This is a genomic window from Brytella acorum (genome assembly GCF_029309905.1).
In the GTDB taxonomy this organism is placed as follows: domain Bacteria; phylum Pseudomonadota; class Alphaproteobacteria; order Acetobacterales; family Acetobacteraceae; genus Brytella; species Brytella acorum.
The window spans coordinates 314,022-334,573 of sequence record NZ_JARBJP010000002.1; the positions used below are offsets into that span (position 1 = coordinate 314,022).

Genomic DNA, 20,552 nt, shown 5'->3' on the forward strand with positions numbered 1-20,552 from the left:
CTTGTAATACCGAATGGTGAATTCGCACATGGGGAGGCACGGAAACGTCCCGCACCGGGCTCTATCAGGAGCGGGGCGGCAAGGGGAGATACGAAAAGAGCATGTCCCATCTCGCAGGGATTGGAAGAGTGGCCGCTCGTCATGCGGTGCCCCGGATCAGCGCCATGCACATCGATGGCGTCAAGGACAGCGCAGATCTGGCGCGTCGCCTCGACCGGCTGCGGCGGCTGGCCTGGCTTCTGAACGGCGCGTTCCGTCTGCCCGGTATCCGGACGCGGTTCGGCGTCGATACGCTGCTCGATCTCGTGCCGGGCGGCGGGGATGCCGTGCAGCTCGCGCTTTCGCTTTATATCGTCTGGGAAGCATGGAGACTGGGCGTGTCACGTTCCATCCTGCGCCGGATGATGCTCAACGTCGCGATCGAGGCGAGCATCGGCCTCGTGCCGATCGCCGGAGACGTGTTCGATACCGTCTTCAAGGCCGATCTGCGGAACATGGCGCTGATCGACGCCGAGCTGCGTCGTCGGGCGTGAACCCCGCGACACAGCCCAACCCTTGGCGCGTCCCCCTCAGCGATCGAGCAGGACGCGCTGGATCTGGCGGATCATGCGACTACCATCGGGTGTGGTCAGGGGCGTATGCCACGAGTGCAGGCGGCCATCGCGCCCGATGAGATATTTGTAAAAATTCCATCGCGGGCGCGACAGAATGCCGCCCTGTTCGGCCAGCCAGCGGAACAGCGGGATCGTTTGCGGGCCACGAACATGGGCTTTCGCGGCCATCGGAAAGGTGACGCCGTAATTCTTGTAGCAGGTCACGCCGATCTCCTGGGCGTCGCCGGGCTCCTGCTTGCCGAAATCATTGCTTGGAACGCCGATGACGGTGAGGCCGCCGCCGCCGTTGCCATAATGGGACCAGTCGTATTGCAGACCTTCATACTGAGGTGTGAAGCCGCATTTCGACGCCGTGTTGGCGATGAGAATCGGCTGGCCGCGATAGGCTGAGAGGTCGATGACCGTTTCACCATCCAGGCCGGGAAGCGAAAAATCATAAACCGTCGTCACGTGTCATGCTCCTTGCGTCCGGCGCGAAGCCCCGGTGTCTGGTCTAGCCCGGTATCTGGTCCAGGGAGGGACTTTCATACGCGGGGGATTCGGACGCGCCAAGATCTTGAAGCCGGTCGCGTCTGGACAGGTCGTATCACTGGCGACACAGTTCCGCACCATGCATGACAAGAAGCTCATATGATCTGGCGCGGAATCCTCGGAATAGCCGTCCTGCTCGCCATCGGCGTTCTTTTTTCGTCGAACCGACGCGGGATCGACCGCAGGCAGGTGGCCGTGGCGCTTTCCATCCAGATAGCCATCGGCGCCCTCGCGCTTTTCGTGCCCTGGGGACGCGCGCTGTTCGGCGCTCTGGCGGGCGGCGTGGATGCGGTGCTTTCCTATGGGCAGGTGGGCGCCGCCTTCCTGTTCGGCGGCCTCGTCGGGCCTCATATGGATGCCGTGTTCGGTCATGACGGCTATGTCTTCGCCTTCCGGGTGTTGCCCGCGATCGTCTATGTCTCGGCGCTCATGGCGGTGCTGTACCACTGGGGCGTCATGCAGGGGATGGCGCGCCTCATCGGCGGGGGATTGCGCCGTGTTCTGGGCACGACGGCGCTCGAATCCTTTGCGGCCGTTCTCACGATCTTTCTCGGGCAGAGTGAAATCCCCGTCGCGCTCGCGCCGTTCCTGCATGAAATGACGGAAGCCGAGCTTTTCGCCGTGATGTGTTCCGGCACGGCGTCCGTGGCGGGTTCCGTGCTCGCCGCCTATGCCGCGCTTGGGGTGCCCATGCCCTATCTGCTTGCCGCTTCCTTCATGGCGATTCCCGGCGGTCTGCTTTTTGCACGGCTTCTTGAGCCCGTATCGCGCGCGGCGGAGTCCGCTCCGATGCCCAGGGCGGAAGTCCGGAGCGAAACATTGTTCGACGCCGTCGCGGACGGCGCGATGAGTGGCGCTCGCGTGGCGGTCGCGGTCGGGGCCATGCTGGTCGCATTCGTGGGTCTTATCGCGCTGATCGACGGGGCGCTGGGTCATCTGGGCCTGTGGGTTGGGCTGAGGCATCTGAGTCTGCAATATGGGCTTGGCTTCGTTCTCGCGCCCCTGGCGTGGATTATCGGCGTTCCCGCCGGGGAGTGCATCCAGGCGGCCGGTTTTCTGGGGCAGAAAATCGCCTTCAACGAGTTTGTCGCCTATGTCGGTCTGTCGCCGGTGATTCAGGCGCACGCGCTGTCGGGCCGCACGATCGCGATCGTCTCGTTCGCGCTTTGCGGGTTCGCAAACCTGTCGAGCATCGGCATTCTGATCGGCGCTTTCGGGAGTATCGTGCCCGAACGGCGGGCTTTCATCGCCCGCAAGGCGTTGCGTTGCGTTCTGGCTGGAACGCTGTCGAACGCCATGAGCGCCACGATCGCGGGCATGTTCATTGCCTGAGGTTCAGAGCCCGACTAGTCAGCGAAACGAAGAGGTGTGACGGAGGCAGGGGAAAACATGGCGGAAAACAGCGTGCAGACGACGGAGGCCTATCCTCATCCGCTGGATCGCCCGCTTTCGGGACGTCCCCATCCCGATGTCCTTCTGCACTGGCGACTCTATGGCTGCGAGTGGGTGGCGACCATGATCCTCATGATCTGCGGCGTGGCCAGCAACGTCGTGGTCGGCTCGCCGCTCAGCCCGTTCGCGCGGAGTCTTTCCGTCCATCCGGATCTGATCGCGGCGCTCGAAGGTTTCTGTTTCGGTTTTGCCAGTACGATTGCCGCGTTTTCTCCGTTCGGACGGGTGAGTGGCGCGCATCTCAGCCCTTCCGTCAGTCTGGCCTTTTCGCTATCCCGGCGCTTCGCGTGGCTGGACTGCTTTTTTTATGTGCTGGCGCAATGTGGAGGTGCGGTCTCGGGTGTGGCTCTCGTAGCGTTCGCGGGGCAGATCTGGCCCCGCTGGGGCGCATGGTGCGCGGCGGGAAACTATGCGGCGACGATGCCCTATCCGATGGTGCCCGCGGTCGCCGCGGCACTGGGGGAGTGCGGCACGACCGCCATTCTCGTGGGCTGCATTCTTTACACCGGCGCCCGTCCACGCCTGCAAATCCTGACGGCGTTCGTCGCAGGTCCGCTGTTTTTCATTCTCAATCCGTTCGAGAGCTGGCTTTCCGGTGACAGCACGAATTTTGCGCGCAGTCTCGGCCCTGCCGTCTTTACCGGCGCATGGCGTGATTTCTGGGTCTATGCCGTGGGGCCGGCGGCGGGTGTGCTGCTTGTCATGGCGCTGATACGGCTTGAGGTTTTCGGCAAGTTGCAGATCGCGGAAGCGCGCCGGGCCTATTTCGGTCATGGCGGGCGGGCGCCCTATCTTCTTCCGGCGTTCCTCCGGCGTGAGAATACAGGCGCGCATTCCTGAGTGCGGGCCGCGAGGATGTTACATAATTCCCGGAAGATCATGTAATTTCGCTGCCGCAACAGGGTTGCCCTGACCCGCGGATCGGTTGAAACTTGCTCTCATGACGGCGAGAAAATCTGGCGAAGGGGACTTCATGCGGCATCGGAAACTGGCATTGCGCAATCTCGCGGTTCTTGCCTCATTGGCCGCTGCGCTGACCGCGGCGACGGCTCTGGCGGCGCCCCCGCCGGGCGGACCTCCCGGTCCGCCTCCGCCCCCACCGGGACCAGGTGCCGGACCGCATCCCGAAGCTTCGGCGTTTCTGTCCCATCCGCAGCATGTCCTGTCGGACGGAACAGTTACCGTGCGTGGAAAAGTCATTCCCTATCAGGCTGAGGCCGGGACGCTGATCATCCATCCCGACGGCTGGGATGATGCGAATCCGGGGACGCCCGATGGTCCGGAAGCCAGGCCGCTGGACGCGAAAGCCTCTGTTTTCTACACGGCTTACTTCAGGAAAGGCGCGAAGGCCGAAAGCCGTCCGATCACCTTCGTCTATAATGGCGGACCCGGATCGGCGACGGTATGGCTGCATATCGGAGCTTTCGGACCCAGGCGCGTGGTCACGGCCGATGACAGCCATACGCCCGCTGCCCCTTATCAGGTCATCAACAACGATGACTCGCTTCTGGATGTAACGGATCTCGTTTTCATCGATGCGCCCGGCACCGGCTATGGTCGCGTCATGGGCAGGGATGGCGCGAAGGCGTTCTATGGCACGGACCCGGATGCCGCGGCGTTCACGGATTTCATCGCGCAGTTCCTCGCACGCCACGGGCGCTACAACTCGCCGAAATATCTGTTTGGCGAGAGCTACGGCACGACCCGTTCGGCGATCGTCGCCAATATGCTGTCCGAGCGGAAAGGAATCGATCTCAACGGCGTGATCCTGCTGTCCCAGATCCTCAACTATGCCAACGGGCCGGATCGCCCCCAGATGAACCCGAGCATGGACCAGCCCTATGTGCTGGCGCTGCCGAGCTTCGCCGCGACCGCGTGGTATCATCACAGGCTCCCGAACCAGCCGCAGGATCTGGATGCCTTTTTGCGTGAGGTCGAGCATTTCGCGCTCACGGATTATACCGAAGCTCTTCAGGATGGCACCGCCATCACCGATGCGCGCCTCGATGAAGTTGCCCAGAAGCTGCATGGCTATACCGGACTGCCGGTCGATTATCTCAAGCGCGCCAATCTCCGCGTGAATGGCGGCGAGTTCGAGAAGACGCTTCTCGGTGCGGAGGGTATGGATACGGGGCGTCTGGACAGCCGGTTCTCCGGACCGAGCATGGACCCGCTGGCCCAGCGTCCGAGCTACGATCCGCAGTCAGCCGCCATGGAGTCGGCCTATGTCGCGGCTTTCAACGACTACGCGCGCAATACTCTCAAATTCGGTGGCGATCCCGCCTTCGATGACGGCTATGAAGAATACAAGCTGACCGCGCATAGTATCGGCCGCTGGACGTTCCTTCACAAACAGCCCGACCAGATGGGGCAGGCGCGCGGCGAGCCCAACGTGCTGCCTGATCTGGCTGCGGCCATGAAGGCGAATCCCGCTCTGCAAGTCATGCTGAACCAGGGGTATTTCGATCTTGGCACACCCTATTTCGAGGGCGTGTACGAGATGAGGCATCTGCCCATTCCGCGCGACCTCGCGAAGAACGTCGAGATCAGGCAATATCGTTCGGGGCATATGGTCTATGCGCACGCGCCCGCACTCAGGGAATTGCACGATAACGTGGCGTCATTTATCGAGCGTACACATAAATAATACGGCGGAAAGGCGCGCGGGGTTCACAGAGCGGTCATCAATGATCTAGAACATCCGCCGCATTCAGGCGCGGCGTGCCGCGCTCTTCCGTCGAGAGAGTTACGTCATGTCCGCTTCCGTTTCGTACCCGATGCCTGTGATCGACGCCCCTCTGACGGGGATCGTTCCTTACGAAGGGCATCCGGGTCAGTATCGCCTCGCGTCGCCGAGCAAGGAATACGCGCATCTGCACGCCTGCGAGGTGCTTTCCGTTCATCACTGGACGGATCGGTTGTTCAGCTTCACCTGCACGCGTGATCCGGGCCTGCGGTTCGAGAACGGCCAGTTCGCGATGATCGGCATCGAGGTCGAGGGCAAGCCGCTCCTGCGCGCCTATTCGATCGCTTCGGCCAATTACGAAGAGCATCTCGAATTTCTCTCGATCGCCGTCGAGGACGGTCCGCTGACGTCGCGTCTGCGTCACGTCAAGGTGGGTGATACCGTTCTCGTGGGCCGCAAGCCGGTGGGCACGCTGCTGCTCGACAATCTGCGTCCGGGCCGAAATCTGTATTTCCTCTCGACAGGCACGGGCCTTGCGCCGTTCATGAGCCTCATCAAGGACCCTGAGGCTTACGAGCGTTATGAGAATGTCGTCCTCAGCCATACGGTGCGTGTGTCGGGCGAACTGGCCTATGCGAACCATATCCGCCATGAACTGCCGCAGCACGAGTTCCTGGGAGAGGACGTGGCCGAGAAGCTTCGTTACTACCCCGCTGTGACGCGCGAGGACTTCGCCGTGACGGACCGCATCACCACATTGCTCGAAAACGGCAAGATTTTCGAGGATCTGGGGATTCCGAAACTGGACCCGGAGCATGACCGTGTCATGATCTGCGGCTCGCCGGAAATGCTCGCCGATACTGAAAAGCTTCTGCTGGCCATGGGATTCGACGAAGGCAACATGAACCATCAGGGTGCCTATGTGGTTGAAAAGGCATTCGTCCAGCGTTGAGGCTTTCGGGCCCTTAATCTCTTTTCGTCCGTCAGGAGTGCCGCCGTGCAGGAGTTCGACCTTTTTGTGATCGGGGCGGGCTCCGGCGGTGTGCGATGCGCACGAATCGCCGCCCAGCACGGTGCGAGCGTGGGCGTGGCGGAGGCCCGTCACTGGGGCGGGACCTGCGTCAATCTGGGCTGCGTGCCCAAGAAGCTGATGGTTTATGCTGCCGAATATGGCGGCATGGCCGACGATGCGCGGGCGTTCGGCTGGGACATGAACGCCGGTCCCCATCACTGGGATCGCCTGATCGCGGCCAAAGACCGCGAAATCGCCCGTCTCAACGGGATCTATACCTCCATGCTCGAGCGTGCGGGCGTCGCGCTGTTCGAAGGTCATGCCCGACTGATCGACGCCCATACCATCGAGATAGGCGCGGGCGACCTTAATCCCGGAGCCGAACCCGTCAGGGTGCGGGCCAGACGGATTGTCATCGCGACGGGCTCGCATCCCGTGCGGCCAGACATCGCAGGTGCCGAGCTTGCGATCGTTTCGGACGACGCCTTTCACTTGGCCGAAAGGCCGCAGCGGATCTGCATCGTGGGCGGCGGCTATATCGGCGTCGAATTCGCCGGGATTTTCGCGGGGCTCGGTTCGCAGGTCGATCTCATCTATCGCCAGCCTCTGCCCCTGCGCGGATTTGACGACGAACTGCGCGAGCATCTGGCAGATCTGATCCCGACATATGGTATAACCATCCATCCCGGGTGTTCTCCGCGGAACATACGACGGGGAGAAGAGGGCGGTTTCGTCGTTCCCCTTTCCGATGGAACATCGATCGAGACGGACTGCGTGTTTTTTGCAACGGGCCGCGAACCGGCGATTGCGAAGCTGGGGCTGGAGACGACGAATATCGGCGTGACAGACGGTCGTATCGTCGTGGACAATCAGTTCGAGACGTCGGAGCCGGACATTTACGCGATCGGAGACGTGACGGACACGTTCAATCTCACCCCGACCGCGATTGCCGAAGGTCATATCCTTGCGGACCGGCTGTTCGCCGCGAAGTCGCGCAACTGGTCTTTCGCAACCACGCCCAAGGCGGTTTTCTTCTCCGAGCCTCTGGCGACGGTCGGCCTGACGGAAGCCGAAGCCGCGGCGGAGACGTCACTCGATATCTATACCGCGCAGTTCCGCCCGATGCGCCAGACGATAACCGGACGCGCCCGCAAAACCTTCATGAAGCTCGTCGTATGCGCGCGCACGCAGCGCGTTCTGGGCGCGCATATGATCGGCGATGCGGCCCCGGAGCTGATGCAGGGCCTTGCCATCGCGATTACGGCGAAGCTGACCAAGGACGACTTCGACCATACGATCGGCATTCACCCGACGACGGCCGAAGAAATCGTGACGATGCGCACGCCGACGCGGCACGTCCCGCAGGCCGGGTCCTGAGGAACGAACGATCAGCTCCTCGCGCCGAGAAAACCGAGAAGATCCGAATTTAGCTGCTCATGGTGGCTGGCAAAAAGTCCATGAGGCGCGCTTTCATATGTCGTGAAACGCGCATGCGGAATGAGCAGCGCGGCTCGGGCGCTGGAGATCTCCACCGGGACGCAGCTGTCATCGGTGCCGTGAATCACCAGCGTCGGCACTCCGGCGAAAGCTGGCATATCGGCCGTGAAGTCAGTGGTGCCCCAGGCTTCGATACATTCGAGCGTGGCCATCGGGCTTGCCATGACGGCAAGGAGAAAAGACCAGTCTAGAATGGCGTCGCTGACGGGATGGAAAAGGGTGCTCACCCCGTAGAACGTGCGCATGAACTGGCGCAGGAAATGGAAGCGGTCCTTGCGGATGCTGCTTTTCATTTCCGCGATCAGTTCGAAATCGATCCCATCCGGATTGGCGGAGGATCGCATGAGCCCGGGCAGGACCGTTGAGATCAGCACGGTGGATCTGACCAGCGCGCTTCCATGGCGCGACAGGTAGCGCGCGACCTCGCCGCCGCCCATCGAAAAGCCGACGAGCGTTACGTCCGAAAGCTCCAGCGTGTTGATGATCGTCGCCAGGTCTTCGGCAAGCGTGTCGTAATCATAGGGACCGATCGGATGGCTCGACTGCCCGAAGCCGCGACGATCGTAGGCAATGACGCGATAGCCCGCTTCCTGAAGCGCCAGCGTCTGATACTCCCACATATCGCCCGTCAGCGGCCATCCGTGGATCAGCAGAACGGCGGGTCCGACGCCGCTGTCCTTGACGTGCAGATTGATGCCGTCCCGTGTGGTGATGAAGCCCATGGCCTAACCCTCCTCTGAAAAGGTCGTCGGGGGGTAGCCCGGCGACACCTGCATGTTCCGTCCTGTATACCCAATGGGGCCAACGGTCAGAGCGTGCGCGGGTTGCGCGGAGGGCCAGTGTTCGACGTGCGGGGAGGCGGGGTGGTGGAACGATAACGAACCGGCTTGCGCCTTCGCTCGATCAGAACGCGGTCGGTCCCATTTTATGAATTTTATCAGACAAGGCCCTCAGGGGCGCCATCCTGGGCTGGATGCGCTCCCGATCGACAAGGCCTCAGCGCGGCGCGACCCAGCCATTGCCGGTCGCGTCACCGAGCTGGCCGCTCTGCGTCGGGTTGCTCGCGCCATAGGCCGAACCGAATTTGCTGAGATCGGCACCAGTCACGGCGTCGCGCTGGATCTTGTCGAGGTGGTCCGGGTCCGGGCCGTGCTGGAACTCTGTCGAAGGTGCGTCCTGATAGCCGGGCGGCAGCGTGTGTCGGCCCTTCGCCGTGACGTGTTCGCCGCTTCCCCGATATTCGACGCCGCCATTCGCCGGGGTCTGGCCCTGCGTCGTGGGGCGGGTCGGAGCGGGCGTGCCGGGGGACGTGGTGGTCTGGGCCGCCGCGGGAAGGGCTGTGAGAATGGCTGCGAGAGGAAGTGCGTAACGGAGCATCGCCATGAGAGCGACCTTTCATGATAGGCTCCGCAGCAGGCAGCGGGGGAGCTGGAAACATTCGTGGCGGACGAATGTCGCCCTCGGCGTCATAATTACGGCTTCGGGACGCCGGTTCAAGAGCCGAGGCGCTTTTGTGGAAGACAAGACATGTCTGATCTTCTTTCGACCCTGCGGCGGCGCGTCGAACTGGCTGATGGCGCGTGGTTTCTGCCCGGAGCGATCGCCGAATCCGCGCCGGATCTTCTGGCGGCCATAAATTTCGTGGCAAGCGTTTCTCCGTTCAGGACGCTGACCACGCGTCGCGGCGGTCGCCTCTCGGCGGCCATGACGAGTTGCGGCACCCATGGCTGGCATTCGGATCGGTCGGGCTATCGCTATCTCGAAGACGATCCGCTGACGCACCGGGCCTGGCCGGACATGCCTACGCTCCTTCGCGATCTTGCCGGTCGTGTCGCCGGTGAGGCGGGATATCCGGGTTTTGTCCCCCAGATCGGTCTGATCAACCGATACGCCCCTGGCGCTCGCATGGGGCTTCATCAGGACCGCGACGAGCCCGACCTGTCGGCGCCGGTTGTCTCGTTCTCTCTCGGATTGACGGCGCGTTTTCTGTTCGGGGGGCTGGAACGAGACGCACCCACCACGTCCGTCGTTCTCGAACATGGCGATGCGGTCGTCTGGGGCGGCGCTTCCAGGCTGGCTTTTCATGGAGTGTCCACGGTCCGGCCCGGTCATCATCCCCTGACGGGCGCGTTTCGTTATAATCTGACGTTCCGGATAATCTGACCTTTCGGCGGCTCGGTGAGGACCGTTGGGAGACGAAAAGAGATCGTCCTTGATGCCGGGCAGGGCGAACACGTTTCTTTTGCCTGTTCGTCGGCCGGTTTTCCCGGCATAAACGGCCCCCCGAAGTGCTTTGTGACAGGATAAAAACTTCATGCACGCCGAACGCGCACCTGCTGTCCCCGTCGGCTGGACGCCGTCGAGCTGGCGGTCGCACCCTGCCCGCCAGATGCCGCACTATGATGATGCGGCGCTTCTCGAAACCGTCGAGGCTCGCCTGCGTCGTTATCCTCCGCTGGTTTTCGCCGGTGAGACGCGTCGTCTTAAAGCGCAGCTTGCCAAGGCGGCGCGCGGCGAGGCTTTCGTTCTCCAGGGCGGCGCTTGCGCGGAGAGCTTTAACGAATTTACGGCCGATATCGTGCGCGATACGTTTCGCGTGCTGCTACAGATGGCTGTGGTCCTGACATTCGCCGCGAAAGTTCCGGTCGTGAAGATCGGGCGCATGGCGGGCCAGTACGCCAAGCCGCGCTCGTCGGATACCGAGACCCAGAACGGCGTGACGCTGCCCTGCTATCGGGGCGATATCATAAACGGTCCGGAATTCACGGCGGAAACGCGGCTGCCGGACCCGCGCCGGATGGAGACCGGTTATTTCCAGTCCGCGGGCGTGATGAATCTGCTGCGCGCCTTTGCTTCGGGCGGCTATGCCAATCTGCATCAGGTCCATCGCTGGAATCTCGGCTTTGTCGAGCGTTCGCCGCTCGCCGAACGGTACCGCCATCTGGCCCAGCGCATTGACGAGACGCTGTCGTTCATGGGCGCCTGCGGGTTCGACCAGACCGCGCCGCAGATCAACGAGACGGATTTCTATACATCGCATGAGGCGCTTCTGCTTCCCTACGAGCAGGCATTGACGCGCGTCGATAGTCTGAGCGGCGAGTGGTACGACTGCTCGGCGCATTTTGTCTGGATCGGCGATCGTACACGCCAGCCCGAAGGGGCGCATGTCGAGTTCCTGCGCGGTGTGCGCAATCCCATCGGGATCAAGGTCGGTCCGACGACCACGATCTCCGATCTCGAAAAGCTGCTCGAAATTCTCAATCCGGCGGACGAAGCCGGACGCATCACGCTCATTTCGCGTATGGGAGCGACAAAGGTGCGCGAGCATCTTCCGCCGCTGCTCGAAGCCGTGCGCCGCACGGGCCGCACCGTGACGTGGCTCTGCGATCCGATGCATGGCAATACGATTTCGACGGCCGACAAGATCAAGACGCGCTCTTTCGATGCGATTTTGCAGGAAGTCCGTGGCTTTTTCGACGTTTTCAGCGAGGCAGGTCTCCGTCCGGGCGGCATCCATGTCGAGATGACCGGCCAGAATGTGACCGAATGCGTCGGCGGTGCCCACTGCCTGACGGAAGCGGATCTGGCGGGGCGCTACGAGACGTTCTGTGATCCGCGCCTCAATGCCGAGCAGTCGCTGGAAATGGCGTTTTTGCTTGCCGAGGAACTCAAGGGGCATTTCTCGTCGTCGGAAAGGAACATGTAATGGAAACCCAGCGGAATGGAGACGGTGCGATCAGAGCTTCGATCGAGTTGGCTCTGAGCCGCGCGGAGGGGCCGAAGAAACTCCTGGATGCGAAAGCGATCGGTGCATCCACGGACGCCTATTTCAACCGTACGCAGGACATCGTCTCTCATTTCGGCGAAAGTCGCGTGACATACGCGCTGTTCATCCGCCGCCCCGTGATCGCGGCTACCGGCTTCCTCTCGGTGTGGCTTGAAAATGTCGCGCGCGAGCAGGGGATCGATATCGATTTCCGGGCGGTTTTTCCCGACAGCTCGTGGGTCGGGGCCGGCGAGCCACTGGCCTATATCACCGGTGCGTTTTCCAAACTGGCGCCGCTGGAAACGCTGGCCCTCCAGCGCATGGGCGCATGCTGCGTGGCGGCGCATAACGCCTACCAGATGTCCCTGATCCTGCCCCATGTGGCGTTTCTCGCGATGGACGCCCGTCACTGCGCGGGGGACATGATGCAGGAAATGATGGCTTATGGCGCCGCGGTCGGCTCCGAAGCCGCACGCCGCGATGGCGCCAAGGGCTTCATCGGCAACGCCAATGACGTTACGGCGCCGTTCTTCGGGAGATCGCACGGGCTGGGAACCATGCCCCATGCCCTCATCGGCTATGCGGGCAGTACCGTGCGTGCGGCGGAAATGTATCGCGAGGTCTATCCCAACGAAGACCTGGTCGTTCTTGTGGATTATTTCGGCCAGGAGGTCACGGACGCCCTGGCCGTTTGCCGCCGGTTTCCGGATCTGGCGGCCGCGGGGCGCCTCAGCGTGCGGCTCGACACCCATGGCGGCCGCTTCCTCGAAGGACTTGATCCCCAGGAGTCGTATGCAGTCCTTGAACGTCATACGCCGGGCACGATACGGCGTTACCGCTCCGATCAGGAACTGCGCAATCTCGTGGGAACGGGCGTGTCGGCGGCAGCGATCTGGCGCATGCGCGAAGTGCTCGATCAGGCCGGTTTTCCCCACGTGAAGATCGTGGCGTCTTCAGGTTTCGGTACGGAAAAATGCATGGCCATGGTGGATGCCCATGCGCCGATCGACGTGATCGGAACCGGCTCGTTCATTCCCAATCAGTGGAACGAAACCTATGCGACCGCCGATATCGTCGCTTATGACGGTGTCGCGCGCGTCAAGGTCGGGAGAGAGTTCCTTCTCGGTCGCTACGAAGCGCACCCGACAGATTCACAGGGAAGGGGCGTGAAATGAGTGATGATCCCATGGAAGCACCGGAGGAAGATCGCGGCTGGTCCGTACGCATCATCGACCTTTCGGGCGCGTCCGACGACGATGACGGCGTCGTGGAAGTGGTCAAGGGCTTCCTCGATCTTCCGCATGCGAATGCCTTTGCACGCGCCTATGTTCGGGACAGCCTCGAGCGTTGCAGGCAGTCGGGGGTAACCGGGCGCGAAGTTCTGGAGGCGTGGTACGCTTTCGGTGAGGACGCCGTGGTGGTCGATGCGGGCGACGACGGATGGAAATCGACGACAGAACTCGATGATTTCGTGGCGCAGCCCGCGACGGCCATGGAGCGTGACTGGCGCGCCATCGATCCCCGTCGCCTCGTTGACGAGGATGAGTTTCCCGACGACCTGACGGATGACCGGCCGGAAGATCCCGCCGAAGCGTAGTCCGCTCTGGAAAGAGCGGCGCGGTCGCGGCATAGAGACGCCATGAAACTGCGCTTCGCTCCGAGTCCGACCGGATACCTGCATGTTGGCAATGCCCGTCTGGCCGTTGCCAACGCCCTCTTCGCGCGCCGGCACGGCGGAAAATTCCTCCTGCGTATCGACGATACCGATCGCGAGCGTTCACGCGCGGAATACGAATCCGCCATCGAGACGGATCTGCGCTGGCTCGGGCTGGACTGGGACGAGAAGATTCATCAGTCCGAGCGCATGGAGCACTATGAGGCCGCGATTGAGGCCCTGAAGGCCTCCGGTCGGCTTTATCCGTGTTTCGAGAGCGAGCTTGAACTGACCGCCAAGCGGGAAATGCGTCTGCGGGCGGGCAAGGCGCCCGTTTACGATCGGGCCATGCTGAAGATGACGGCCGAGCAGCGCGAACGGGCCGAAGCCAATGGCAAGGTTCCCTACTGGCGGTTCAAGCTCAGCGATACGACGCGGCGTTGGCATGATCTCGTGATGGGAGAGTGCACGGTCAAGCTGCCCTCCATTTCCGATCCGGTCCTGCTGCGCGCGGATGGCACGATTCTCTACACGCTGGCTTCCGTCGTGGACGACATCGCGCTCGGCGTGACGCATATCGTGCGCGGCGAAGATCACGTGACCAATACCGGCGTCCAGCTCGATATCATCGAGGCGCTGGGCGTTCTTCCGTCACGCTTCAAATTCGCGCATCTGCCGCTGCTTCTGGATGACGAAGGGCGCAAGCTGTCCAAGCGCCTCGATGCGCTGGCCCTGCGGGCGCTGCGCAGCGATGGCGTCGAGGCTGACGCCGTCGTCTCCTATCTCGCTCGGATCGGAAGTTCCGATGATCCGGTGCCGATGACCGTTCAGCAGGCGGCGGAGACCTTCGATCTCACGCGCATGTCGCGTTCGGCGGCGCGTTTCGACATGCGGCAGCTCCTCGGTCTCAACCGCCGTATGCTACATGAACGCAGTTTTGATGAGATGCGTGACAGGCTTCCCGCCCATGCGACGGAAGATTTCTGGAATGTCATTCGCGGGAATATCGACCTGACCTGCGAGATCGCGCATTGGTGGCACGTCGTTGCGGGTGACATCGTACCGCCGGAGTTGCCGGACGATATGGTGTTTCTCGAACAGGCTGTCACCGTTCTGCCGCCTGGACCCTGGGAAGCGGAAACGTGGAAAGCCTGGACGGGAGCCCTTCGCGAACTGTCCGGTCGCTCGGGAAAGGCGATGTTCCGGCCGCTACGCCTTGCCCTCACGGGTGAGGAAGCCGGCCCGGAACTTCATGCCTTGTGTCGTCTGATGGGACATGATCGCGTCAAGCGCCGACTGGAAGAAGCGGCCCGTTCCGCCTGACCAGGTCTTCGCCGCACTGACGAAACGCTAAGGCGACGCATCGCCCTGGCGAAACAATGTGCGTGTCGAGAGAGTGGCCTTATGGACGAACAGAAAAACCGCTTCCGGTTGCGCCGCTTCGGGCGACGACAGATTACTGAAGATCTGAGTGAAGCCAGACGGGCAACACTCCTGAAAAAACGCGCCGTGGACGCTGAGAAGCGTTTCAAGGCGCATATTCTTCAGGAAAAAGAGGCCGAAAAAGTCCAGAGAATTGGCCTGGCTGATAGTATCTGGACGGATATATACCATCATCTTTTGACGATGGGCTGGGCTGTATTCCTGGTATGGTCCGTTGTCATCTATATCGGAATCAACCTTTTCTTCGCTCTGCTCTATCTGGGTCTGGGCGCCCATGTCACAGGCGCCAGACCCGGTCATATCAATGATCTCTTTTTTTTCAGCGTGCAGACTTTTTCGACCGTCGGTTATGGTGTCATGGCGCCCGTGGGTGGTGCCGCGAATACCATCTGCCTGATCGAAGTTTATATGGGCATCATGGTGAACGCCCTCGTCACCGGGGCCGTATTCGCGCGTTTTGCCCGTCCAAGAGCGCGCGTGCTGTTTTCGAGCAAAGCCGTCATCAGCTGCGAGCACGGCACGCCAGCGCTGTGTATCCGAATTGCGAACTGCCGACGGAGCGCCCTTCTTTCGGTGGATGTCGAGCTTTCACTTTCCCGGCTCGTGATGGGCGAAAACGGCCATCCCGTCCGGCGCTTCGAGCCCATGCAGCTTCAGCAGAGCCACATTCCGCTGTTGCGTTTTGCTTTCGTGCTTGGCCACGTCATTGACGCCAGCAGCCCCCTCTCAGAGCATGAGCCGGGTTTGCCCTCCGATGATGAGGCCGAAGTCATGGTCACCGTAACCGGCATCGACGAAGCCACAGGACAGAGCATGCTGGCGCGCGCATCCTATCGCTTCGAGCATGTCGATCATGGGCATCGTTTCGTGGATATCGTCGATGTTCGGGAGGGTGGAAAACTCTCGGTGGATTTCCGTCGCTTCCACGACACCGAGGAAGAGGTTCTCTGGAAAGACGAGGACGGACAGGCGGGCTGAATGCGCTGCCCGCCCAGCCTTACTCGACCGGTTCCGATAGGGCGTCGGCTTCGCGTTTCAGCTTGTGAAAGCTGCGTCGGCTGAAGGGCAGCATGCCGATATAGACCAGACCCGCGACCGCAAGCGCCCCCCAGGGATCGGCGATCATGATCGCGGCATAGGCGCCGGCGCCCAGCATGATGGGCAGGACGAACGGAGAGGGGATCTTGAAGTTCTTGAACGACCAGACTGGAAGCGTCGAGACGAGCAGGCCGGCGGTCGTCACGAGACAGATGATGGCCGTGAGCGGGTGACGCGCGAACAGGCTGACATTCTCCCAGCCCATCTTGTCGGCTTCCAGTCCCAGAAAGACAGGGAACATCGCGACACCGGCTCCTGCGGGCGCGGGAACGCCCGTGAAGAAGCTGTGCGAATATTCGGGCTTCTCGGTATCGTCGAGGCTCGCGTTGAAGCGCGCCAGGCGCAGCGCCATGCAGACCGTGAACATGATGCACGGTATGAAGGCGTAGCGGCCCGAATGGTCGAGCGACCAGAGATAAAGCAGAAACGAAGGCGCCACGCCGAAGCACACGAAATCCGACAGAGAGTCGAATTCCGCACCAAATCGCGAGGTGCCGTGAAGCATGCGCGCGATGCGACCATCCAGACCGTCGATACAGGCGGAGAGCAGGAGGGCCGCGGCGGCCTCGCCGAAATGATGCTCGAGAGCGAAGCGCATGCCGCTCAGTCCCGAGCAGAGACCGAGCATGGTCAGGATATTGGGTATGAGACGATTGAAGGACGGCCCCCTGACGCGTCTGCGATGGGGGCGACCGATCCTTCTCAGGCGACGTCGAATCCTGCGGCCGGTGGCGGCCGGCGCGGGAGGCACTGGGCTTTCGGACACGGCGGTTCCGCGACCTCAGAGATGCGCGATGACGGTTTCGCCGCCAATCATGGTCTGCCCCGCCGTCACCAGCGGCGTAACGCCGTGCGGCAGATAGAGATCCGTCCGCGATCCGAAGCGGATCAGGCCGAAACGCTGGCCAGCCGTCACCTCTTGCCCTTCCTCGACTTGGCAGACGATGCGGCGCGCGATCAGCCCGGCAATCTGGACGATCGCCATTTGCCGCCCGTCGGCAAGCGTGAGGGCGATTTCGTTGCGTTCGTTGAGTTCCGATGCCTTGTCGAGGCTCGCATTGACGAACTGGCCGGGATGGTAGGCGATCGCCGAGACGCGGCCCGCCGCGGGCATGCGATTGATGTGCACGTCGAGCACGGACAGGAACGTGGCGACGCGCCACACAGGTTCGCTGCCCATGTTCAGGGCGGCGGGAGGAGAGACGAGTTCGACGGAGGTGACATGTCCGTCGGCGGGTGCGACGGCGATATCGCTGCGCTCCGGCGTCACGCGCTCCGGATCACGGAAAAAATAGAGGCAGAAAGCGAAACCGGCCGCGCCGACATTGCCGACCAGCCGTGTCAGACGCCAGGGCGTCACGCGACCAAGCAGCGCAATTCCCCCGGAGATCGCGAGGAAAGGAAGCCCGGCGCGGTTCGGCGGGGCAAGAACGGTTCGGAAGGACTGGATCAGCGACATGCGCGCAGTCTTACGACAGCCCGCGATCCGGTCAAGCGAGACGACGTTACTCCGATGATCCTCCCAATCACGATGGGCTCGTTTCCACGACCTGTCGCGGGATGGGCGCCGCGCGTGCTTCCGCCTGAAGCGGAGGCAGCCCCGCATAGAGGTTCTTGCGCGCGATGACGACATGGACGCCAGCCAGTGCGCGCCCGGCGACGATCCGGCCGCAAAGCCCCGCGACGCGGTCCATCGTCCGCGCCGCGCTCCGGCTGAGCCGCAGGGCGGGCGGCGGCAGCCACAGCGCGCCCGTCGCGTATTCCGTGCGAAACAGGCCGCGTGCGAGCAGCGTATCGAGCTGGCTGGACGAAAAAGGAGATCCGTAGCCGAACGGCGTGGAGTCGCGATGGGCCCAGATCCCGGAACGATTGGGTACGATGAGCACGAGATGCCCGTCATCCGTCATCGCTTTCCACGTGGCCCTCAGGAGCGCGGTCTGGCTGGAGAGTTCGAGTCCGTGCATCATCACGACGATATCGAGACTGAGGTCGTCGAAAGGCAGGGCGTTCGAGCCGGTCACGCAGTCACGTCTTCGCCATGGCCCATCGCTTCCGATTGCGGGTGCACGCGTTATCTGCGTGTCGAATCGCGCCGTCCCGGCCCATCGCGCGTTTTCCACCTGGGGCCATCGCTCGAGGATGGGCGCCGCGAAGCCGAGGCCCAGGACGCGTCGTCCCATGGGATTGGGAAAAAGAGGAAGGGCCTGGTCCGCGAGGAGGTCCGCTGTCAGGGCGCCCCGGCGTGTCGCGTAGAATGCGGCGGCGTCGGGAGGCAGGGATGGTTTACGACGCGTCAGCATGAGAGGAAGCTAGAGCACGACGGCGGTTTGCGTAAGCAGGTGGCGCCGCAAAAGGAGAGAAAAGGATGCTCGACATAAGGCGGATTCCCGTACTGTCAGACAATTACGCATGGTTGCTGCATGACACCGAGCGCGGTGTCACGGCCGTCGTCGATCCGGGAGAAGCCGCGCCGATCGAGGCCGTCATTGGCGATGGCGCGCTGGATCTGATCCTGTTGACCCACCATCACGCCGATCACGTCGGGGGAGCGGATGCGCTTCGCCGACGCTACGGCGCCAGAGTGATCGGGGCCGCGTCCGAGCGCAGACGGCTTCCGGTTCTCGATGAGGGCGTATCGGACGGCGATGCGGTCATGGTGGGCGCGGAGAGAGCGCATGTGATTGCGACGCCGGGTCACGCGGATGGCCATGTGAGCTATGTCTTCCCCTCCGTCCCGGCGCTTTTCTGTGGTGATACGCTGTTCTCGATGGGGTGCGGCCGTCTGCTTGAGGGTAGCGCTGAACAGCTCTATGCGAGTCTGCATCGGTTTGACGATCTGTCCGATGATACACTTGTGTGCTGCGGACATGAATATACGCTGTCGAATGCGAAATTCGCGGTGCATGTCGATCCGGATAACGTCGCGCTGCAAAAGCGTCTGCACGAAGTGGAACATCTGCGGGATGGGGGCGAGGCCACAATTCCCGTGACGCTCGGGACCGAGCGAGCCACAAATCCCTTTCTGCGCGCAGCCGACGTCCGGACATTCGCGGCCCTTCGCAAGGAAAAGGACAGTTTCCGATGAACGATACGGCGAATAATCTCGAAGATCGCGCCTGGAGCGCGTTCGAACTGTCGGATCGCGCCTTCGAGGCGGTGATTTTCGATTGCGACGGCACGCTGGCGGATACGGCGTGTATTCACTACCGGGCGTTTCGGAACGCCCTTTCAGAACAGGATATCGCTCTACCCGCCGACTGGTATGGAGAACGCACCGGCTATTCCCGCGCCATGATCTTCGATGCGATCCGTGCGGATTTTCATGTGAAGTTCGATGACGCCGCGATCGCTCATCGCGCTGAGCAGCTCTACGTGGACATGATCGATGATGTCGCGCCTGTGGACCCTGTCGCGGCGATCGCCCGGCGTCTTTACGGTTCGGTGCCGATCGCCGTCGCATCGGCGGGGCAGAGAAAGATCGTTGAAGCCACCCTGCGATCGATCGGGATCGAAGGGCTGTTCGATCAGATCGTCACGGTGGAGGATGTTCCACACGGCAAGCCCGAGCCGGATCTCTTCCTTCTGGCGGCGAAGAAGCTTGGCGTCGCGCCCCGGGCCTGCCTGGTTTTCGAGGATAGCGACGAAGGCATGGAAGCCGCGAAACGCGCGGATATGGAAGCCATCGACGTTCGCCCGGTTCTGACGCGGACGCCTGAATGGCAGAAGCGGTCCTTCAGTTAAGCTTCTGTTCCGACCCCTGCGAAACGATCTTCCGAAGAAGATCAACCGGCCATTGAGGAATGCCGTCGCGAATTTGAATGGCGGCATCCGTCTGGTCGGGAATGCGATCCAGATGCGACAGCCCATCGTCCAGGACATCATGCAGAGCCGCGGCCTGCGTGAGAGCCTGCCGGACAGTCGGCAGCTCCGTATAGGCCCGGGCCGTTTGGCGTAATCCTTCAAAATGCAGCGTGATGCTGCCTGAGCGATCCGGCAACGTGACGGAGCCGGCGCCACGGACCGTCAATGCCCCCAGCCGTCCCGCGACGTCCTGCACCAGCAGGCGCTCATAGCCGTGGGGCTCGTCCCAGTCGGCCTTCCCTGAAGAAAGGGCTGCGATCGCCAGATGGACGTTCTGTGGTGGCCAGCCGGGTGCGAACGCTTTCCACGCGCTGTCGCCGGGCCAGGTGACGATGGCGGCTTCTGATGAAAGATCGACGGCCAGACGTGTCGCGTCCGCCGGTGCGCGGGGCGTAACAGTGACCCTTGCGTGGATTCGAGACGCCGTCACATGGATCGGTTGCGGAGCGGTGGCGTCGATGGTCACGAAAGGCGCGCTGAATGCCATTGTGCGGGTCGGGATCTGTGCGCTCGTTTCCGGAACCACGACATATCCGTCCTGAGTGGTCGCCGCGAGAAAAACCCGTGTCGCGTCGTCACGATCCATGACGATGAGGCGATAGGTGCCGTTCAGGTGAAGGATGATGCCGTGCGGATGGAAAATCGAGAAATCGACCACGAGGGAAGGACCGCCCATCGCGAGGCCCGACTTCGGCACGCTCAGACGCGGGTCACTGAAAACGACGCTGACACGCCCGATTCCTCCGGACGGATGACGCGCGCTGAATGAGAATGACACGCCGTTCCGGGCAAGGTTCTGACGCAGACTGTCGAGGCGTCTGTCGAGCACATAGCTCATCGCACCCCAGAATGTAGCCCCGACGGCAATCGCTCCGAGGAAGAGGGCGCCGAGCAGAAGATATGTTTTTCTCGTAGGACGCAGGGTCATTTCATCGCAA

General features: G+C 62.3%; 21 protein-coding genes. 14 read left to right on the plus strand and 7 right to left on the minus strand.

The window, feature by feature from the left end:
- Positions 1 to 101 precede the first annotated feature (101 nt).
- On the plus strand, positions 102 to 533 hold the full coding sequence (locus PWM43_RS04730) for a DUF4112 domain-containing protein (protein WP_289841417.1): 432 nt from the start codon (positions 102 to 104) through the stop codon (positions 531 to 533).
- Positions 534 to 569: 36 nt separating this feature from the next.
- On the opposite strand, the gene PWM43_RS04735 is transcribed toward PWM43_RS04730, so the two are convergent.
- Positions 570 to 1,064, minus strand: coding sequence for a glutathione peroxidase (locus tag PWM43_RS04735; RefSeq protein ID WP_289841418.1), 495 nt, complete (start codon positions 1,062 to 1,064; stop codon positions 570 to 572).
- Positions 1,065 to 1,244: 180 nt separating this feature from the next.
- Here PWM43_RS04735 and PWM43_RS04740 point away from each other — a divergent pair, with 180 nt between their 5' ends.
- The 5 genes from PWM43_RS04740 to gorA all read left to right on the plus strand — a co-directional run bounded on the left by PWM43_RS04740 (position 1,245) and on the right by gorA (position 7,672).
- Positions 1,245 to 2,477 carry a NupC/NupG family nucleoside CNT transporter gene (locus PWM43_RS04740; protein WP_289841419.1) on the plus strand — a complete coding sequence of 411 codons (1,233 nt, stop codon included), beginning with the start codon at positions 1,245 to 1,247 and terminating at the stop codon, positions 2,475 to 2,477.
- 57 nt (positions 2,478 to 2,534) lie between these two features.
- Positions 2,535 to 3,437 carry an MIP/aquaporin family protein gene (locus PWM43_RS04745; protein WP_289841420.1) on the plus strand — a complete coding sequence of 301 codons (903 nt, stop codon included), beginning with the start codon at positions 2,535 to 2,537 and terminating at the stop codon, positions 3,435 to 3,437.
- 133 nt (positions 3,438 to 3,570) lie between these two features.
- A complete protein-coding gene (locus PWM43_RS04750) occupies positions 3,571 to 5,244 on the plus strand; it encodes a S10 family peptidase (protein ID WP_289841421.1) in 1,674 nt (557 codons plus the stop codon).
- A gap of 130 nt (positions 5,245 to 5,374) precedes the next feature.
- Entirely contained in the window at positions 5,375 to 6,235 is an 861-nt protein-coding gene (locus tag PWM43_RS04755; RefSeq protein WP_394356043.1) for a ferredoxin--NADP reductase, read from the plus strand.
- A 45-nt stretch (positions 6,236 to 6,280) separates the two neighbouring features.
- Positions 6,281 to 7,672 (plus strand): glutathione-disulfide reductase, encoded by a 1,392-nt coding sequence (gene gorA / locus PWM43_RS04760; protein ID WP_289841423.1) that lies wholly within the window; start codon positions 6,281 to 6,283, stop codon positions 7,670 to 7,672.
- 11 nt (positions 7,673 to 7,683) lie between these two features.
- Here the strand turns inward: gorA and PWM43_RS04765 are convergent, their stop codons facing one another.
- Both PWM43_RS04765 and PWM43_RS04770 read right to left on the minus strand, forming a co-directional pair.
- Positions 7,684 to 8,514, minus strand: a complete 831-nt coding sequence (locus PWM43_RS04765; protein WP_289841424.1) for an alpha/beta fold hydrolase — start codon at positions 8,512 to 8,514, stop codon at positions 7,684 to 7,686.
- Positions 8,515 to 8,788: 274 nt separating this feature from the next.
- Positions 8,789 to 9,175 (minus strand): hypothetical protein, encoded by a 387-nt coding sequence (locus tag PWM43_RS04770; protein WP_289841425.1) that lies wholly within the window; start codon positions 9,173 to 9,175, stop codon positions 8,789 to 8,791.
- A 144-nt stretch (positions 9,176 to 9,319) separates the two neighbouring features.
- Between PWM43_RS04770 and alkB the strand changes: the two genes are divergently transcribed.
- From alkB to PWM43_RS04800, 6 genes are all read left to right on the plus strand, one after another.
- On the plus strand, positions 9,320 to 9,955 hold the full coding sequence (gene alkB / locus PWM43_RS04775) for a DNA oxidative demethylase AlkB (RefSeq protein WP_289841426.1): 636 nt from the start codon (positions 9,320 to 9,322) through the stop codon (positions 9,953 to 9,955).
- 151 nt (positions 9,956 to 10,106) lie between these two features.
- Positions 10,107 to 11,498: a class II 3-deoxy-7-phosphoheptulonate synthase gene (locus tag PWM43_RS04780; RefSeq protein WP_289841427.1), complete on the plus strand. Its 1,392-nt coding sequence runs from the start codon at positions 10,107 to 10,109 to the stop codon at positions 11,496 to 11,498.
- Positions 11,498 to 12,733 carry a beta/alpha barrel domain-containing protein gene (locus tag PWM43_RS04785; protein WP_394356029.1) on the plus strand — a complete coding sequence of 412 codons (1,236 nt, stop codon included), beginning with the start codon at positions 11,498 to 11,500 and terminating at the stop codon, positions 12,731 to 12,733. The genes PWM43_RS04780 and PWM43_RS04785 overlap by 1 nt, the downstream gene beginning before the upstream one ends.
- The gene (locus PWM43_RS04790) at positions 12,730 to 13,155 is read left to right on the plus strand and encodes a hypothetical protein (protein WP_289841428.1); all 426 of its coding nucleotides are present in this window, start codon (positions 12,730 to 12,732) and stop codon (positions 13,153 to 13,155) included. The genes PWM43_RS04785 and PWM43_RS04790 overlap by 4 nt, the downstream gene beginning before the upstream one ends.
- Before the next feature lie 42 nt (positions 13,156 to 13,197).
- Positions 13,198 to 14,535 carry a glutamate--tRNA ligase gene (gene gltX / locus PWM43_RS04795; protein ID WP_289841429.1) on the plus strand — a complete coding sequence of 446 codons (1,338 nt, stop codon included), beginning with the start codon at positions 13,198 to 13,200 and terminating at the stop codon, positions 14,533 to 14,535.
- An 81-nt stretch (positions 14,536 to 14,616) separates the two neighbouring features.
- Positions 14,617 to 15,633: an ATP-sensitive potassium channel protein gene (locus tag PWM43_RS04800; RefSeq protein ID WP_289841430.1), complete on the plus strand. Its 1,017-nt coding sequence runs from the start codon at positions 14,617 to 14,619 to the stop codon at positions 15,631 to 15,633.
- Positions 15,634 to 15,652: 19 nt separating this feature from the next.
- Here the strand turns inward: PWM43_RS04800 and PWM43_RS04805 are convergent, their stop codons facing one another.
- The 3 genes from PWM43_RS04805 to PWM43_RS04815 form a co-directional block, all read right to left on the minus strand.
- A complete protein-coding gene (locus tag PWM43_RS04805; RefSeq protein WP_289841431.1) occupies positions 15,653 to 16,519 on the minus strand; it encodes a CDP-alcohol phosphatidyltransferase family protein in 867 nt (288 codons plus the stop codon).
- A gap of 15 nt (positions 16,520 to 16,534) precedes the next feature.
- Positions 16,535 to 17,212 carry a phosphatidylserine decarboxylase gene (locus tag PWM43_RS04810; RefSeq protein ID WP_289841432.1) on the minus strand — a complete coding sequence of 226 codons (678 nt, stop codon included), beginning with the start codon at positions 17,210 to 17,212 and terminating at the stop codon, positions 16,535 to 16,537.
- A gap of 67 nt (positions 17,213 to 17,279) precedes the next feature.
- Complete coding sequence (locus PWM43_RS04815) at positions 17,280 to 18,053, minus strand: class I SAM-dependent methyltransferase (protein WP_289841433.1); 774 nt, start codon at positions 18,051 to 18,053, stop codon at positions 17,280 to 17,282.
- Between the two features lie 65 nt (positions 18,054 to 18,118).
- Between PWM43_RS04815 and gloB the strand changes: the two genes are divergently transcribed.
- Together gloB and PWM43_RS04825 are read left to right on the plus strand one after the other, a co-directional pair.
- Positions 18,119 to 18,838, plus strand: coding sequence for a hydroxyacylglutathione hydrolase (gene gloB, locus PWM43_RS04820; RefSeq protein WP_289841434.1), 720 nt, complete (start codon positions 18,119 to 18,121; stop codon positions 18,836 to 18,838).
- Positions 18,835 to 19,494 (plus strand): HAD family hydrolase, encoded by a 660-nt coding sequence (locus PWM43_RS04825; RefSeq protein WP_289841435.1) that lies wholly within the window; start codon positions 18,835 to 18,837, stop codon positions 19,492 to 19,494. The genes gloB and PWM43_RS04825 overlap by 4 nt, the downstream gene beginning before the upstream one ends.
- Here the strand turns inward: PWM43_RS04825 and PWM43_RS04830 are convergent.
- A complete protein-coding gene (locus PWM43_RS04830) occupies positions 19,487 to 20,542 on the minus strand; it encodes a DUF2125 domain-containing protein (RefSeq protein ID WP_289841436.1) in 1,056 nt (351 codons plus the stop codon). The two genes, PWM43_RS04825 and PWM43_RS04830, sit on opposite strands and share 8 nt — an antisense overlap.
- Between the last annotated feature and the right edge of the window lie 10 nt (positions 20,543 to 20,552).

Coding starts and splice junctions, on each gene's coding strand:
- PWM43_RS04780 (WP_289841427.1), top strand. CDS start 10,107: ATGCACGCCGAACGCGCACCTGCTGTCCCCGTCGGCTGGACGCCGTCG.
- PWM43_RS04790 (WP_289841428.1), top strand. CDS start 12,730: ATGAGTGATGATCCCATGGAAGCACCGGAGGAAGATCGCGGCTGGTCC.
- PWM43_RS04765 (WP_289841424.1), bottom strand. CDS start 8,514: ATGGGCTTCATCACCACACGGGACGGCATCAATCTGCACGTCAAGGAC.
- PWM43_RS04810 (WP_289841432.1), bottom strand. CDS start 17,212: ATGTCGCTGATCCAGTCCTTCCGAACCGTTCTTGCCCCGCCGAACCGC.
- PWM43_RS04740 (WP_289841419.1), top strand. CDS start 1,245: ATGATCTGGCGCGGAATCCTCGGAATAGCCGTCCTGCTCGCCATCGGC.
- alkB (WP_289841426.1), top strand. CDS start 9,320: ATGTCTGATCTTCTTTCGACCCTGCGGCGGCGCGTCGAACTGGCTGAT.
- PWM43_RS04825 (WP_289841435.1), top strand. CDS start 18,835: ATGAACGATACGGCGAATAATCTCGAAGATCGCGCCTGGAGCGCGTTC.
- PWM43_RS04745 (WP_289841420.1), top strand. CDS start 2,535: ATGGCGGAAAACAGCGTGCAGACGACGGAGGCCTATCCTCATCCGCTG.
- PWM43_RS04750 (WP_289841421.1), top strand. CDS start 3,571: ATGCGGCATCGGAAACTGGCATTGCGCAATCTCGCGGTTCTTGCCTCA.
- gloB (WP_289841434.1), top strand. CDS start 18,119: ATGCTCGACATAAGGCGGATTCCCGTACTGTCAGACAATTACGCATGG.
- PWM43_RS04815 (WP_289841433.1), bottom strand. CDS start 18,053: ATGCTGACGCGTCGTAAACCATCCCTGCCTCCCGACGCCGCCGCATTC.
- PWM43_RS04730 (WP_289841417.1), top strand. CDS start 102: ATGTCCCATCTCGCAGGGATTGGAAGAGTGGCCGCTCGTCATGCGGTG.
- PWM43_RS04755 (WP_394356043.1), top strand. CDS start 5,375: ATGCCTGTGATCGACGCCCCTCTGACGGGGATCGTTCCTTACGAAGGG.
- PWM43_RS04800 (WP_289841430.1), top strand. CDS start 14,617: ATGGACGAACAGAAAAACCGCTTCCGGTTGCGCCGCTTCGGGCGACGA.
- gltX (WP_289841429.1), top strand. CDS start 13,198: ATGAAACTGCGCTTCGCTCCGAGTCCGACCGGATACCTGCATGTTGGC.
- PWM43_RS04830 (WP_289841436.1), bottom strand. CDS start 20,542: ATGACCCTGCGTCCTACGAGAAAAACATATCTTCTGCTCGGCGCCCTC.
- PWM43_RS04785 (WP_394356029.1), top strand. CDS start 11,498: ATGGAAACCCAGCGGAATGGAGACGGTGCGATCAGAGCTTCGATCGAG.
- PWM43_RS04770 (WP_289841425.1), bottom strand. CDS start 9,175: ATGGCGATGCTCCGTTACGCACTTCCTCTCGCAGCCATTCTCACAGCC.